This window comes from Gilliamella sp. ESL0405 (genome assembly GCF_019469205.1).
Taxonomy (GTDB): Bacteria; Pseudomonadota; Gammaproteobacteria; order Enterobacterales; family Orbaceae; genus Gilliamella.
In genome coordinates this window covers 2499020-2514691 of sequence record NZ_CP048265.1, presented here as the reverse complement: position 1 = coordinate 2514691, position 15672 = coordinate 2499020, and the positions used below count along the sequence as shown (strand labels likewise).

General features: G+C 39.2%; 15 protein-coding genes. 9 read left to right on the top strand and 6 right to left on the bottom strand.

What is annotated here, in order from left to right; all coding sequences use genetic code 11:
- Positions 1 to 7: 7 nt before the first annotated feature.
- Complete coding sequence (locus GYM74_RS10935) at positions 8 to 352, bottom strand: hypothetical protein (protein WP_220218237.1); 345 nt, start codon at positions 350 to 352, stop codon at positions 8 to 10.
- 129 nt (positions 353 to 481) lie between these two features.
- Between GYM74_RS10935 and GYM74_RS10930 the strand changes: the two genes are divergently transcribed.
- Both GYM74_RS10930 and pepP read left to right on the top strand, forming a co-directional pair.
- Positions 482 to 1024, top strand: a complete 543-nt coding sequence (locus GYM74_RS10930; RefSeq protein ID WP_220218236.1) for a UPF0149 family protein — start codon at positions 482 to 484, stop codon at positions 1022 to 1024.
- 27 nt (positions 1025 to 1051) lie between these two features.
- Positions 1052 to 2362 carry a Xaa-Pro aminopeptidase gene (gene pepP, locus GYM74_RS10925; protein WP_220218235.1) on the top strand — a complete coding sequence of 437 codons (1311 nt, stop codon included), beginning with the start codon at positions 1052 to 1054 and terminating at the stop codon, positions 2360 to 2362.
- 107 nt (positions 2363 to 2469) lie between these two features.
- Here the strand turns inward: pepP and GYM74_RS10920 are convergent, their stop codons facing one another.
- Positions 2470 to 3312, bottom strand: coding sequence for a TonB family protein (locus GYM74_RS10920; RefSeq protein WP_220218234.1), 843 nt, complete (start codon positions 3310 to 3312; stop codon positions 2470 to 2472).
- Positions 3313 to 3469: 157 nt separating this feature from the next.
- Here GYM74_RS10920 and ispB point away from each other — a divergent pair, with 157 nt between their 5' ends.
- Positions 3470 to 4456: an octaprenyl diphosphate synthase gene (ispB, locus tag GYM74_RS10915; protein WP_220218233.1), complete on the top strand. Its 987-nt coding sequence runs from the start codon at positions 3470 to 3472 to the stop codon at positions 4454 to 4456.
- A gap of 172 nt (positions 4457 to 4628) precedes the next feature.
- Positions 4629 to 5498 carry an EamA family transporter gene (locus GYM74_RS10910; protein ID WP_220218232.1) on the top strand — a complete coding sequence of 290 codons (870 nt, stop codon included), beginning with the start codon at positions 4629 to 4631 and terminating at the stop codon, positions 5496 to 5498.
- Between the two features lie 104 nt (positions 5499 to 5602).
- On the opposite strand, the gene ffh is transcribed toward GYM74_RS10910, so the two are convergent.
- A complete protein-coding gene (gene ffh, locus GYM74_RS10905) occupies positions 5603 to 6970 on the bottom strand; it encodes a signal recognition particle protein (protein WP_220218231.1) in 1368 nt (455 codons plus the stop codon).
- A gap of 187 nt (positions 6971 to 7157) precedes the next feature.
- On the opposite strand from ffh, the gene GYM74_RS10900 reads away from it, so the two are divergent.
- The 5 genes from GYM74_RS10900 (at position 7158) to galU (ending at position 11483) form a co-directional block, all read left to right on the top strand.
- The gene (locus GYM74_RS10900; RefSeq protein ID WP_220218230.1) at positions 7158 to 7541 is read left to right on the top strand and encodes a RidA family protein; all 384 of its coding nucleotides are present in this window, start codon (positions 7158 to 7160) and stop codon (positions 7539 to 7541) included.
- Positions 7542 to 8293: 752 nt separating this feature from the next.
- Positions 8294 to 9487: an amino acid aminotransferase gene (locus GYM74_RS10895; RefSeq protein ID WP_220218229.1), complete on the top strand. Its 1194-nt coding sequence runs from the start codon at positions 8294 to 8296 to the stop codon at positions 9485 to 9487.
- 30 nt (positions 9488 to 9517) lie between these two features.
- Positions 9518 to 9667 (top strand): entericidin A/B family lipoprotein, encoded by a 150-nt coding sequence (locus GYM74_RS10890; RefSeq protein ID WP_255556151.1) that lies wholly within the window; start codon positions 9518 to 9520, stop codon positions 9665 to 9667.
- Positions 9668 to 9804: 137 nt separating this feature from the next.
- Complete coding sequence (locus GYM74_RS10885) at positions 9805 to 10227, top strand: hypothetical protein (protein WP_220218228.1); 423 nt, start codon at positions 9805 to 9807, stop codon at positions 10225 to 10227.
- A 341-nt stretch (positions 10228 to 10568) separates the two neighbouring features.
- Positions 10569 to 11483: a UTP--glucose-1-phosphate uridylyltransferase GalU gene (gene galU, locus GYM74_RS10880; RefSeq protein ID WP_220218227.1), complete on the top strand. Its 915-nt coding sequence runs from the start codon at positions 10569 to 10571 to the stop codon at positions 11481 to 11483.
- Positions 11484 to 11565: 82 nt separating this feature from the next.
- On the opposite strand, the gene GYM74_RS10875 is transcribed toward galU, so the two are convergent.
- The 3 genes from GYM74_RS10875 to hemH form a co-directional block, all read right to left on the bottom strand.
- A complete protein-coding gene (locus GYM74_RS10875) occupies positions 11566 to 12984 on the bottom strand; it encodes a cation:dicarboxylate symporter family transporter (RefSeq protein ID WP_220218226.1) in 1419 nt (472 codons plus the stop codon).
- Positions 12985 to 13169: 185 nt separating this feature from the next.
- Positions 13170 to 14501, bottom strand: a complete 1332-nt coding sequence (locus tag GYM74_RS10870; RefSeq protein ID WP_220218225.1) for a CoA-disulfide reductase — start codon at positions 14499 to 14501, stop codon at positions 13170 to 13172.
- A 184-nt stretch (positions 14502 to 14685) separates the two neighbouring features.
- Entirely contained in the window at positions 14686 to 15672 is a 987-nt protein-coding gene (gene hemH, locus GYM74_RS10865) for a ferrochelatase (RefSeq protein ID WP_220218224.1), read from the bottom strand.

Sequence of the window (15672 nt, the reverse complement as noted above, 5' to 3'; positions counted from 1 at the left end):
TATTATCTTAATATCGGTAAATTCGAGTGACTTTGTCACTACATTTATTAAATTCAACCTGCCCATGAATACCATGTTTGATATTTTCAAAGACGACCTCTTCACTGCCGTTAAGCTGTGATGCTCTAATCTCTTCCCGGCAGAATGTTTCAAATTTTTGTAACTCTTGTTCGCCATTACCCAATTGATAATTTCTCGGTAAATTCTGGCTACTTACATAGGTATGAGTTTTATTCTGCACATCAAGAATAATGATGCCTTGATTGGTAAACCATGCACTACAAGCGGTTAATGATAAAGCAATCAGTGATAATAGTAGAGGAAATTTCACAACTAATCTTAAAATGTTCAAAATAATTCCTTTATTAAGCAATGTAACCTGTTTATTATTGTTAACTGGGTACGAATTATATACTAATAATCAGTGAAAGTGCAGGGGGTGTATTTTTTACTGATATAACTGAAAATCAGGGTGGATTTAATGACTGATATGATCAATTATGACGAACTTAATCGCCAATTAATGCAAAATAAAATAGGGGTAAGTGCGGCCGAATTGCATGGTTTTATTTCAGGCATATTAGCTGGTGGTAATCTCGATGAGAGCTGGCGTCCTTTAGTTGAAGATATGTTAAATAATGGGCAGGCTATTGCTCAGCCATTAAATAAGCAGATTGAAAATTTATATCATTTAACTAAGCAGCAGTTAACCGATGAAGATTTTGAGTTCCAATTGCAACTGAGCTCTCAAGACCTGTTTACTCAAATCAATGATCTTGTTGGTTGGGTTAATCATTTTCTGTTAGGGATTGGGCTTGTTCAGCCAAAATTAAGTCGCATAAAAGGCGATGTTGGCGAAGCGATTTATGATTTAAGGGAAATTGCTAAGTTAGGTTTTGATGAAGATGAAGATCAGCAAGAGCTGGGTTTTGCTTTTGAAGAGATCAAAGAGTATGTACGCATTACTGCGATGCTCTGCTTTGAAGAGTTTAACGAGCCTGATATTATGCCAACTATCCATTAATCTCTATTTATCGCTAAGGTCATAACCATGCCAAACACAGATATCAAAACAGAGCTGTTTGCCCGTCGTGAGAAACTGCTTGCTCAAATGGTGCCAAATAGTGTGGCACTCTTTTTTGCTGCGCCAGAAATGACCCGCAGTAATGATACCCATTATCCTTATCGACAAGATAGTGATTTTTGGTATTTTACTCAGTTTAGTGAACCACAAGCGGTACTGGCAATCATTAAACAATCTAATGATGCCAAATATGTGCTGTTTAATCGCAAAAAAGACCCACTGGCTGAAACGTGGACAGGTTATCGTTTAGGACAACAAGCGGCGCTCGAAGCGGTATTGGTGGATGAAGCTTACCTGTTTGATGACATCGTAACTGTTTTACCCGATATCTTAGATGGCAAAACCACTATCTATCATGCTGATCAGCATTATGATTATGCCGACACTATTGTTAAACAAGCACTGATAACCTTAAGAGAAGGCGCTCGCGTTAAACGCGTTGCGCCAAGTACAGTCATTGACTGGCGTCCAATTGTTCATCAAATGCGAATGTTTAAATCGGAGTATGAGTTGCAGATTTTACGCAAGGCGTGTGACATTAGCGCAAAGGCGCACGTGCGTGCGATGCAAAAATGTCAGCCGTTGTTGTATGAATATCAGTTAGAAGCCGAAATCTTACATGAATTTGCATGGCATGGCGCTCGTTTTCCGTCTTACAATACCATTGTTGGCAGTGGTAATAATGGTTGTATATTGCATTATGAGAACAATTGCGATCAATTGAAAAATGGCGATTTGGTGTTGATTGATGCAGGGTGTGAATACCAATATTATGCCGGGGATATTACCCGAACATTTCCTATTAATGGCGAGTTTAGTCAAGCTCAGCGAGACATTTACGACATTGTGCTGGCGGCACAATATCACGCAATTGAACTCTTTAAACCCGGAACGACCATTTTAGCTGTTAATGAACTGGTTGTACGTATTATGGTTGAAGGTTTAGTTAAGCTCGGAATTATGCAAGGCGATGTCGATAGTTTAATCGCCAATAAAGCTTATAGCGAATTTTATATGCATGGTTTAGGGCATTGGCTGGGGATAGATGTGCACGATGTGGGGCAAGGGCGAGATTGCATTTTACAACCCGGCATGGTGCTAACCGTTGAACCGGGGCTGTATATCAACAAAGATGCTGATGTACCCGAACATTATAAAGGGATTGGTATTCGTATTGAGGATAATATTTTAATTACACCGTCAGGCAACGAAGTATTAACGGCTAAGGTGCCTAAAGATCCTTTAGCTATCGAAGCTTTGATGAAAAAGCCAATTTAACGTTTTTTGGAATAATGCTTTGGTATCGCTATTATCAGCAAAATGCTGATAATAGCGAACGCCTGAACTGTTTGGGCATAACTTGTTGGGCGATGTTAATCGGATCGTTAATTTAATTTAATGGAACGGTCTAGATTAAAGACAATTTTGATTTTTAAATTTTTGGCCACAATCGGTTTATATTTCCATGTTTTCATGGCATTGATAACCGAACGATTAAAGATGTTATTGGGCTGAGCTTCGATAATTCTGATATTTTCCACTCGTCCGTTGCTGTTGATATCAAATAGTGCAATAACATAACCTTCTAAATGCCTATCCAGCGCTCGACGTGGGTATTCGGGTTGATTGCGACTAATTGGCGAAGGATTGCCTGAATATTGTCGGTTTTCTGAAATTTGCGGTGCAACGGCGGTATTGGCAATATTTTGAGTGATTGCTTCCTGACGAACTTGTTGTCGTGACGATCGTTGCGTTGGTTTCGACTCTGGTTTCGGTTTTTGTTTTGGCTTTGGTTTCGGTTTTGGCTCCGGCTTCGGTTCTTTTTTTTCCACTACCTCTTTTTCCGGCAAGGGAATAGGCGTATCAACTACAGGCTCAGGTTCTTTGACAACTTCCGGTTCTTTAACTGGCTCAACCGGTGGCTCTTCAATAGGTTTGTTATCAATAATTTCACTATCTTCAACGCCTTTAATATCCGGCGTGTTTTCAACTAAGGATTGTTGCGGCGCTGCCATTTGGGTAAGATCGACCATTACCGCTTTGATTGAGTTATCCCCTTCATCAATAACAATATCATTGGCAAACAGCGCTGAACTGAATAATAATCCCAATAAACATAAGTGCGTGATGACCGAAAGTGACGTATAGAAATAGCCACCTTGCTTTTTAATTGCAGGTACTTGGGGCGCTTTGTCAGTGTTGATATCGATATTAAAGTTGATCTTCATAACAGTGTTTATTTGTAACTTAAATTAGCTATTCTAAATGAAAATGCGTATCATTTGTAGCATATTTTTTAAATATGATATACCAATAACTTGTTGCTTAAAAATATTTAGCAGATAATAGAGAGCAAAATCGTAATTATTGGTAGTGGTTATAGGGATGAATGATCCATCAATGAATCAAATTCTTGAACTTGTAAAAGATGACTTAGTTAAAGTTAATGCTGCAATCCAAGCAGAGCTTAACTCTGATGTGGCATTGATTAATCAACTGGGCAATTATATTATTAGCAGTGGCGGTAAGCGCATCCGTCCAATTATTGCTTTGCTAGTTGCAAAGGCACTAAATTATCAAGGTGATAAGCATATTATTACCGCTGCGTTTATTGAATTTATTCATACCGCAACATTATTGCATGATGATGTTGTTGATGAATCCGATTTAAGACGAGGCAAATCAACAGCAAACGCCCTGTTTGGTAATGCCGCCAGTGTATTAGTGGGTGACTATATCTATACCCGCTCATTTCAAATGATGGTGCGCACTGGATCATTTAAAGTGTTAACCATTATGTCAGAAGCGACAAATGTCATTGCGGAAGGCGAAGTACAACAACTGATAAATTGCAATGATCCCAATATCACTAAAGAGCAGTATTTAGAGGTGATTTATCGTAAAACAGCCCGACTATTTGAAGCCACTTCTCATTCGGCAGCGGTGTTGGCTGAGGCAAATGAGCAACAAGAGTATGCCTTACAACAATATGGCAAATATTTAGGCACTGCTTTCCAAATTATTGATGATTTACTTGATTACAGCGCTGATAGTAATCAAAAATTAGGAAAGAATTTGGGGGATGATTTAAACGAAGGCAAACCAACACTGCCATTACTACATGCCATGCATCATGCGCCAAATGCTGATGACAGGGCAATGATTCGTCAAGCGATTGAGCAAGGTAATGGGCGCCATTTGTTAGATCGTATTTTACAGGTCATGGATGCCTGCGGCTCATTGGCATTTACCTTAGAAGTGGCACAGCAAGAGGCAAAAAAAGCATTTGATGTAATTGCGATTCTACTTGACTCTCCTTATAAAAAAGCATTGCAGGATCTTGCGTTGTTATCGGTTAAAAGGGATAACTAGTTGTTATGTGTCGTTAAAGATTTAAAAGTGCTGTTTATCAATTTAATTTAACTGCTTTTACTTTCTCAGCGTTATCAATCTTTTCATCAATTATTTTTTGGTACTGTCATTTATACACACTATCACAGCGTGTGTTATTTAATGGCGGTACCTTTTGAACAAGGTATCATTTATGTTTAAAAGATCTTGGCCAGTTTTATTAATTTTTATTTCAATGATTTCGGTTCAAGGTAGTGCTTCTATTGCTAAATACCTGTTCCCCGTTCTTGGGCCAGAAGGTATGACTGCATGGCGCTTAACCTTTTCATCGGTAATGTTAGCGATGATCTTTAAGCCGTGGCGCAAAGCGATAACTAAGCAAGCTTTGCGGTATATCATCTTATACGGATTGGCAATGGGGTGCATGAATTTAAGTTTTTATAATGCTATCTCACGCATTCCGTTAGGAATTGCTGTTGCCATTGAGTTAACCGGCCCGATTATGGTGGCAATGTTTTCCGGGCGGCGATTAGCTGATTTTATTTGGTTGGGTATTGCGGTAGTTGGTCTGGGGATGTTATTGCCTATTCATCAAGCCTCGAGCGAATTAGATCCAATCGGTATAGTAATGGCATTAACTGCCGGTGCTTGTTGGGCATGTTATATTCTTTTTGGGCGCAAAGCGGGCGCAATACATGGTTCGTCAAGTGTGGCATTGGGCGCAATTATTGCTTCAATACTGTTATTTCCAATTGGTGTTTGGCAAAGCGGTAGTGCGATGTTTTCGATTTCGCTCTTGCCGTTGATTTTTCTCGTTTCGTTGCTGGCGTCTGCTATTCCGTATGGGTTAGATATGGTGGCGCTTCCACGGTTACCTGCTCAAACATTTAGTACTTTAATGAGCCTTTCGCCGGTATTTGCCGCTTTTTCGGGATTGATTGTGTTACACGAGCAGTTAACGCATTATCAGTGGTTAGCCATTGGGTTGATTATCTTGTCTTCAATTGGTACCGTGTTGTCTATGAGTCGTCCTACCAAAATCAAATCGCTTAAACAGCAGTAAAATAAAAACATCGCACTATAAATTAATAAAGTGCGATGTAAAATTGAGATAGATTAATTGTTGAGTGGCAAGCGGTTTTTGCTTGCCGATAAGATTAGCCTAATTTAGCGTCGGGGTAATCCCATTCCGCCACCCATAAGACCTTTCATTTGGCGCATCATCTTCATCATGCCGCCGCCTTTCATCTTCTTCATCATTTTTTGCATATCTTCAAACTGTTTAAGCAGTTTGTTGACATCTTGTACTTGAGTACCGGAACCTTCAGCGATTCGGCGTTTACGTGAGCCTTTTATGATCTCCGGATTGGCTCGCTCTTTTAATGTCATTGAGCCGATAATCGCTTCCATTTTTATGGTGATTTTATCATCCATTTGTGCTTTGATATGCTCCGGAAGCTGACCTACACCCGGCAATTTAGCCAGCATGGCGCCCATTCCGCCCATATTGCGCATCTGTTTAAGCTGATCTTGGAAATCGTTAAAGTCAAATTTATCGCCTTTTTTAAGCTTTTTGGCAATTTTCTCGGCTTTTTCACGATCAACATTATTTTGCAGCTCTTCAATCAGAGAGATAACATCGCCCATGCCTAAAATACGTGATGCAATGCGATCCGGATAGAATGGCTCTAAGGCATCGGTTTTTTCACCCATACCTAAGAATTTAATCGGTTTGCCGGTAATGTGGCGAATAGATAATGCCGCACCACCACGCGCATCACCGTCGACTTTGGTCAGTATCACACCCGTTAAAGGGAGCGCATCATTAAAGGCTTTAGCCGTGTTAGCGGCATCTTGCCCGGTCATCGCATCGACAACAAATAGCGTTTCAATTGGGTTGATTGCTTGATGAAGGGCTTTGATTTCATCCATCATCTCACCGTCGATATGTAACCGACCGGCAGTATCGACAATCAGCACATCAAAAAATTGTAATTTCGCATGCGAAATGGCATTGTTAACAATGTTTATCGGTTTTTCTTTAATATCAGACGGGAAAAACGCAACATCGATAGCTTTGGCTAACGTTTCTAACTGTTTAATCGCCGCCGGACGATAGACGTCGGCAGAAACAACTAATACTTTCTTTTTCTGTTTTTCTTTTAAAAATTTGGCTAATTTTGCAACGCTGGTGGTTTTACCGGCACCTTGTAAACCTGCCATTAAAATAACCGCAGGTGGTTGGGTGGCCAGATTGAGCGAGCTGTTGACTTCGCCCATTGCGGCGGTCAGTTCAGCCTGCACAATTTTGATAAACTCTTGACCCGGCGTTAGGCTTTTGCTGACATCTAATCCAACGGCCTTTTCTTTTACTTGATTGATAAAATCACGGACGACCGGTAGCGCAACGTCAGCTTCAAGCAGTGCCATTCGCACTTCACGCAGTGCTTCTTTAATATTATCTTCAGACAAACGCCCACGACCACTTAGATTGCGAAATGTCTGTGATAAACGTTCGGTTAAATTCTCAAACATATTAACTCTCAATATACGGAAAAATTTTGGTTATCATATCAGAAAATTTAAAGAAGTCCCATGATCATCGTTACCCCTTTGCTTGACACCCAATAGTGTTCCTGTTGAAATGGGCAGAGATAAAAGTAGAATGATTTCAGATTTTTACAATCTAACTGAATGTTAAATCAAAAGGAGAGTATCGAACATGGCAACAGTAATTAATACCGATAAAGCACCTGCGGCGATTGGACCATATGTTCAGGCAATCAATTTAGGTAATATGTTATTTGCATCCGGGCAAATTCCGCTTGATCCGGCAACCGGGGAAATGCCTGCTTGTGTGAAAGAGCAAACAAAACAGAGTTTAGCGAATGTCAAAGCGATTGTGACAGCGGCCGGTTATCAAGTCAGTGATATTGTTAAAACCACTATCTTTTTAGCCGATATGAATGATTTTGCCGCCGTTAATGAGGTGTATCAAGCCTTTTTCGTCGAAAATAATGCCTCTTTCCCAGCTCGCTCTTGTGTTCAAGTTGCCCGAATTCCAAAAGATGCCAAAGTTGAAATAGAAGTGATAGCCGCTAAGTAACTTATCTCACTTCAGTTAGCACCGTTATGGTGCTAATGCTTGTCAAGAAGTTTCAGAAAATATATACGTTTAAGTATAAAAGCTAAATTGAAAATATTTATCCACTAACTAAGCTAAATTGCCAAAGATTCCAAAGTTAAAGAAGACGTAAGTACCGACAGGGCAAATTTACAGATATAATCTCATTATTAGGTGTTAATGCTTGTCAAGAAGTTTCAGAAAATGCATATGTTTTAGTATAAAATCTGAATTGAAAATATTTATCCAATAACTAAGCTAAATCGACAAAGATTTCAAAGTTCAAATAGACGTAAGCACCGATAGGGCAATTTTACAGATTTAATCTCATTATTAGGTGTTAATGCTTGTCAAGAAGTTTCAGAAAATGTATACGTTTAAGTATAAAAGCTAAATTGAAAATATTTATCCAATAACTAAGCTAAATCGCCAAAGATTCTAAAGTTAAAGAAGACGTAAGTACCGACAGGGCAATTTTACAGATTTAATCGCATTATTAGATGCCAATTGTTGTCAAGAAGTTTCAGAAAGTGTATGTGTTTGAGTATAAAATCCGGTTGAAAAACCGTTATTTTCTTTCTCTTTATTATAATGTTTATTCTCTTGTCCCGATTAATTAAAATCTTATTAAATGATTTGTTGTTAAACTGCTATTTAGAGATTGATTGCCAATGAAGTTGGTGTAATAATCTACAATTATCGATTGTCAGTTTATGTGTAATCAGGTTGCAAATATGTTTGAGAAAGTAGAGCCGTATGCCGGGGATCCAATTTTATCATTAGTTACAGAGTTTAATCATGATAACCGTGAAAACAAAGTTAACTTAAGTATCGGTTATTATTATGATGATAATAGTGTGGTACCTCAATTACAGTGCGTTAAGACTGCTCGTGATTATGTTTATCACCATAATCAAGGTGCGCAGTTATACCTACCAATGAGTGGAATGCCGGAATATTGTCAAGCAATTCAAAAGTTATTATTTGGTCAAACGCACAGTGCCTATAAAGATAAACGAATTGCAACTATTCAAACATTAGGTGGATCAGGAGCGCTTAAAGTCGGTGCCGATTTTTTATTTCGCTATTTTCCAGATTCGCAAGTTTGGGTGAGCGATCCTACCTGGGAAAATCATATTGCTATTTTTAGCGGGGCAGGCTTTAAGGTTAATAAATATCCCTATTTTGATTCTGAAACTTGTGGGGTAAATTTTGATGCAATGCTTGAAACATTAAATCAGTTACCGGCTAAAAGCATTGTATTGCTGCATCCGTGTTGTCATAATCCGACCGGCGCAGATTTGACTAAAGCGCAGTGGGATACGGTGATAGATGTTTTACGTGCTCGTGATCTTATTCCTTTTATGGATATTGCTTATCAAGGCTTTGGCGAGAGTATCGAAGATGACAGTTATGCCATTAGAAAAGCCGCAGAAGTTGGTTTATGTGGTTTTGTAAGTAACTCATTTTCCAAAACATTTTCGTTATATGGCGAGCGAGTTGGTGGACTATCTGTTTTATGTGATAATAGTGAAGTAGCAAATCGTGTACTTGGTCAACTTCAAGCGACCGTACGTCGAAATTATTCTAGTCCTGCGGCCTATGGTGCGCAGTTAGTGGCTTACGTATTAAATAATGATGCGCTTAAAGCACAATGGTTTGACGAAGTCGAGTCAATGCGTAAACGTATTGTGACTATGCGTTCAACTTTAGTTCAATTACTGAAAACAGCGGCGCCTAATCAAAATTTTGATTATTTAGTCAAACAGCGTGGCATGTTTAGTTATACCGGATTTTCAGCAGCACAAGTCACACATTTAAAAGATAATTTTGCTGTTTATTTGGTGGGCAGTGGAAGGATGTGTGTGGCAGGTTTGAATCACCAAAATATTCATCGCGTAGCAGAGGCATTTGCTACCTTAAACTAACCGTGTATTAATTATAGAGGAGTATGTAATATGTTCCATAAAATATTAATTTTGGTGTTAGGGATTGTCATGACAACGCTGGTAACTGGATGTAATACATTTAGTGGTGTTGGTAAAGATGTTCAATCAGGCGGTAAAGCGATTACAAATACTGCTGAATCGGTAAGCGATAAATTATAATTAGGATGATAACCATTTTTATAAATAACCCATATTTATAAAAATAATACGTAAAAATGCGATTTATACTTATTTGTATTAGTTTATTTTTTTTGGTTGGGTGCGGTTCGTTAAATTTTCGAACTGCACCTTTAACTATGGAAAACTGCCATTATGCCACGCTTAATCAGATTCAATTTCAATTAAATCCACTTTCTTCCAATATCACCAGTTATCAGCACATCAATATCGCACCTAGCCGATCCAGTCGGCACTTATCGGCAACTTATGCCGGGATGAAAGGTAAATTAACCGGTAATATTATCGTTCGTCATTATCCTAAAGAGACATTTTGGCGGGCACCAAGTTTATTAGAAAGAGCATCTTTGTATGATGATGGCTATGATGATCTCTACATTAGCCCTGCGCAACGAGCAGCACGTGACCGTAAAGCAAAATTTGTGGCAAGGGAAGCCATTTTACAAAATTGCCAAATTATTTATATCGTGATTGATTCTTTAGCTGAAGATAGTGACAATCCAAAGCTCATTGTTTCACCGGAAGTTTCAATTATTCAGTAAGCTCAATGCACAATGTCAGCAAAGCGAAATAAAATGGGCTGGATTTATGGATGTTAACGTTTGGAATGTGGTGCATTTTTAATCTATCTGTTTTTAGCTATAAATAATAAATTGATTGTTATCGAAATAGTATAAAGATTGTTTTATCATTATATCGATTAGTGAGTAAATTAAGTCAGTCAGAAAAAATATAAAAGTTTAGTAAGAAGTGTTGTTGGTGCGTGTATCTCGATAGCTTATATGCTAAAGTTTATACGTGTTAAACATGCCTTAGTTAATCGTAGCGGTTGTGTACCAAGCATTAACGGTATTGTTAGTTAATTTGTTTTTAAGGAAATAAAATGTCATTAAACTTTGAATCTTCTTTAAATGGAAAAGTGAAAAAAGCAGTTGTTCCGGTTGCCGGTTTAGGTACGCGAATGTTACCTGCAACCAAGGCAATTCCAAAAGAGATGTTGCCGGTGGTTGATAAGCCTCTTATTCAGTATGTCGTAAAAGAGTGTATTGCTGCTGGTATTACCGAAATTATTTTTGTTACCCACTCTTCTAAAAACTCGATTGAAAACCATTTTGATACCAGTTTTGAATTAGAAGCGATGCTAGAAGCTCGGGTTAAACGTCAATTATTGCAAGAGGTGCAAAGCATTCTACCTAAACATGTGACCATTGCCAGTGTTCGACAAGGTTTAGCTAAAGGGCTAGGGCATGCGGTAATGTGTGCGTATCCTTTAGTTGGTAATGAGCCATTTGCCGTGGTTTTACCGGATGTGATTATTGATGAGTATGACAGTGATCTTGCCACCGATAATTTAGCGGCGATGATCAAAAACTATCATGAAACAAAGCACAGTCAAATTATGGTTGAGCCGGTACCTAAAGAGTTGGTTTCATCTTACGGTATTGTTGATTGTCGTGGTGAAGCGCTATCTGCCGGTAATGTTACCCAAATGTATAGTGTGGTTGAAAAACCTTCAATTGAAGAAGCGCCTTCCAATCAATCTGTTGTTGGACGCTATGTTTTATCTGAAAAAATTTGGCCGTTGCTTGCGAAAACGCCATTAGGTGCAGGCGGAGAAATTCAATTAACTGACGCTATCGCAATGTTACTTGAAGAAGAGCCGGTTGATGCTTATTGCATTAAAGGTCGTAGCCACGATTGTGGTAATAAATTGGGTTATGTCCAAACATTTGTGCAATACGCAATGCGTCATAAAAGTTTGGGTGATGATGTGAAAGCTTGGTTAAAAACGCTTTAATCTCCTAATACGACTGTTGTTACGAGCGTAACAACCAAAAAAAGGACGCAACGTGGCGTCCTTTTTTGTGGCTTACGTTTAATTAGGCGGAATTATCATTGTCCAGTATGACATTAGGATCGTTAAACACGTCCATATCCATTGTTCCCACCTCACGGTCGGTTGCCACAGCCGCTGTCATAGCGCCCGATACGTTGGCTAAAGTCCGTGCCATATCAATAATTGGATCAACAGCCAGTACCATACCGATAAGTGCAAAGTGCTGCGCCATACCCATGCCGGATAAAACCACTGTTGCAGCAACCGTTGCTGTGCCTGGAATACCGGCAATACCAATTGAGCCAATGACTACAACAATCACTAACATGATGTAAAATTGAAAATTGGTGTCGATTCCTACCATATGCGCCACCATGACCGCCAGTAGCGCCGGGAAAAAGCCGGCACAACCGTTCATCCCCATAGTACTGCCAAGCGAGCCAACTAAGTTAGCTGTACCACTATTTACACCCATTCGCACGGTTAACGTTGAGATCGTCATCGGTAAAGTGCCAACCGATGAGCGACTGGTAAAAGCTAACAGCCATGTGCCCAGTGCTTTTTTAATAAACATAACAGGTGAGATACCGTGTAGCATCACAATGGCAATATGCACAACAAGCATAATGAGCATTGCAATATAGACCGCTGCGACAAAGCTTGAGACTTCAATAATGGCAGGAATACCATTTGAAATAATCGTACGTGCCAGCAATGCAACAACCGCATAAGGCATGTATTTGATGATTGTCATGGCAATTGACATGACGATTTTATATAGTGCCTCGATAAAGGTTTTAAATAGTGCAATAGGTTGAGGGTTTTTCTTTTCCATGCGATTAGCTGCCAGCCCCATCAGTGCTGAAAAGATAACTAATCCAACAATATTTTCTTTAACCATTGATGCAATAATATTGCTAGGAATAAGATTAACAAAAGTATCAATGATGCTGGTATATTGTTTAGCTTCAGCATGATGTACCGATGTTGAGCTCATTTCACCCAGTTCAAATAAGTTGGCTAAAATAATGCCGACAATACAAGCGATAGCGGTGGTGAAGAGTAACCAAAAAATTCCACGGAAGGCAATTTGTGGCAGGTTTTTTTTGCCGGAAAAATCAATAATCACTTTGACAATTGAGACAAAAATGAGCGGAATAACCAACATGCGAATAAAGGCGATAAAAGCCCGCCCAAAAAGACCGTACCAATTAGCGATTTCTTGCATCCATGTCTTCGGGGTCGTTGGGAATCCCGCCATAGCTTGAATGCCTAAGCCAAGCACAGCACCAAGGATTAACCCCGCTAACATGCGGATTGAAAAACTGACTTTTTTATTTTGTAATGGTTTTAACACCGCAAAAAAACAGATGAGTAGTAACCCTATACCAATTAATGTTTGATAGTAGGTAATCGATAGGAATTTTTCGAAAAAAACTCCATGAAAAATGGCTTCTGACATAATACCTCCGCCGTTTAGTGATAAATTTAATTATCTAATAATCCTATTTAATAATTAGTCTATTTGTTGGAATGACATGTAGACTAATTGAGCGAAACTATCTGGTTAAGATAGCGGCATGTTCATAACTTGTCTTAAAATCGAAAAGGGGATAAACGCAATTTGCTGTTTATCGGTAACCTTCTCTATTTTGCGATCGAACCTGCAATATTTAAAATGTCCCATGGTCTGGAAAATGGGGGGGCATATAAAAAGTCCATCATGGATAATTCATCGATTTTCATTTTTGCCCATATAGCGCAAGCCAGCACATTAACCCTTAATGCAGCGCCATGGCCGCCGGCAATTTGTCCGCCTAAAATCACTCGGGTATCGGCGTGATAAATCAATTTAGCCACAATCGTGGTTTGTCCGGCGACATAATTACTGTGGTTTTTATCTTTAACCATAACCGTTTTATAGGGAATTTGTGCTTTTATCGCTTCATTTTCGCTCAGACCTGTTCGCCCGGCTTCACTATCAAATACTCTGAGCGCTGAGGTGCCTAACGTGCCCGGGAATTGGGCATTTCCGCCGGCTAAGTTTTCCCCAACGACTTTGCCCAGTTTATTGGCGCTGGTTGCTAAAGGGATATAGACGGTTGATTGGCTTACTCGATGCTCGATTGCGGCGCAATCGCCTGCTGCATAAATATTGGCAATGTTTGTTCGCCCGAAACTGTCGGTAATAATGGCGCCATTGCCCAGCATATTCATGCCAAGGTGCTGATAAATGTGGCTATTTGGCTTAACTCCGGTGGCGATAATGACCAGATCAGCTCGATATTGTCCTTTATCGGTTATGACACCGGTGACAGCGTGTTCACCTTCAAAGCCTTGTACTCGCTCTTGCAAATGTAAATCGCAGTGCTGTTTGATATTGTCTTGAATAATTGCCGTCATTTCGCTATCAAATGCATCGACTAATACTCTGTCATCGAGTTGGATCAGTTTGACTTTTTTCTTTAAAGCGACCAACGATTCGGCAATCTCAAGCCCGATATAGCCAGCACCAACCACAATCACATTTGTAACGTTAGGGTTAGATAGCGCTTGTTTAATGGCTTGACCGTCGTGAAGATCACGTAGAGTAAAGATATTTTTTAGATGACTATTTGAAAAATTTGGCATAATTGGACTTGCGCCAACGGCAAGTAGTAGTTGATCGTAATTGTCATCAAAACTATGACCGGTGCTAAGATCTTTCACCGTCACTTTTTTAGCTTGGGCATCAATAGCAATCACTTCATGGCGAGTTTTGATTTCAATACCGTCTTTTTCGAACTGTTCAGGTGTGCGGGAAATCATTTCGTTGTCATCGTTAAAATGCTCGCCAATAAAGTAAGGCAATCCACAAGCTCCAAACGATACAATATCAGACTTTTCATAAATACGAATTGTTGCATTTTGAGCCATCCGTTTGGCTTTTGCCGCAGCACTTGCTCCGGCAGCTTGAGCGCCAATAATGATTATTTTCATCTATTATTCTCCTTAGTGCTCAGATAGAATCTTATCTATCATCCTATCATAGGTTATAACCTATGGTTAACTTTGATGAAGATTTGGTATCTTTATTAGTCAATTTAACCTGTCTGTTTCACGCTAAGCTAATATTAACTGACTATTAAATAGTTTGAATTGATGTTGATAGTAACCGATTTTGTCAAGAAGTTTCAGAAACATTATATGTTTTAGTATAATTAATTAAATCTTTGATTAAATCTACCTGTAATTGTTCGTCATTAAGTGCCGGAATATAATGAAATTGCTTACCGCCGGCATCGAAAAACAGTTGCCGATTTTCTTGATCGATTTCATAAATCGTTTCAAGACAATCAACCGAAAATCCCGGGCTGATAACATGCACATTATGTATCTGTTTTTTTGCCATTTCTTGCAACATATCGCAGGTTTTAGGTTTGACCCATTTTCCTTTACCAAATTCCGATTGATAAGCCATATGTATCGGTACAGTGATACCCTTTGCTTGACATTTTTCAATAAGGAGTAACGTGGTCAGTTCACACCGCTCTATATAATCATCCTGACGTTGGCGGATATATCGCTCCGGAATGCCGTGATAAGAAAGTAAAAGCGCTTGTGGCTGACCATGCTCATTGAAAGCCTGTTTTATTTGTAGATATAGGGCTTGGATATAACTTGGATGATCGGCATAATCACGAATATAGTGGATTTTTTGTTTGCTTTTTTCGCTAGCCACAATCTGTCTTAATTTATCTAAAACCGCCAATGTGGTGGTTGTGGAATATTGTGGAAACAGCGGCAATACAGTAATTTTTTTACACGCCTTAAGTTTATTGAATGCGGATTGGATATCTGGTTGACCATACGTCATGGCAAGCTCGCACTGCACATCAGTTAATTGCGATTGTAGTTTGTCGCACAGTAAGCGGCTGTAATGCAGTAAAGGTGATGAGCCGTCGATCCAAATTTTTTGATAATGGTTGATGATATACGGCACTCGTTTAGGTAACACGATATATTTTAGTAGTGGATACCAAAAAAAGGCCGGTAGATCCACCACATGCCGATCCAATAAAAACTCAGTTAAATACTGTTTTATTGCATCCGGTGTTGCGGCGCTAGGGGTGCCTAAATTAACTAGTAATAAACCATGCTTTTTATTCAC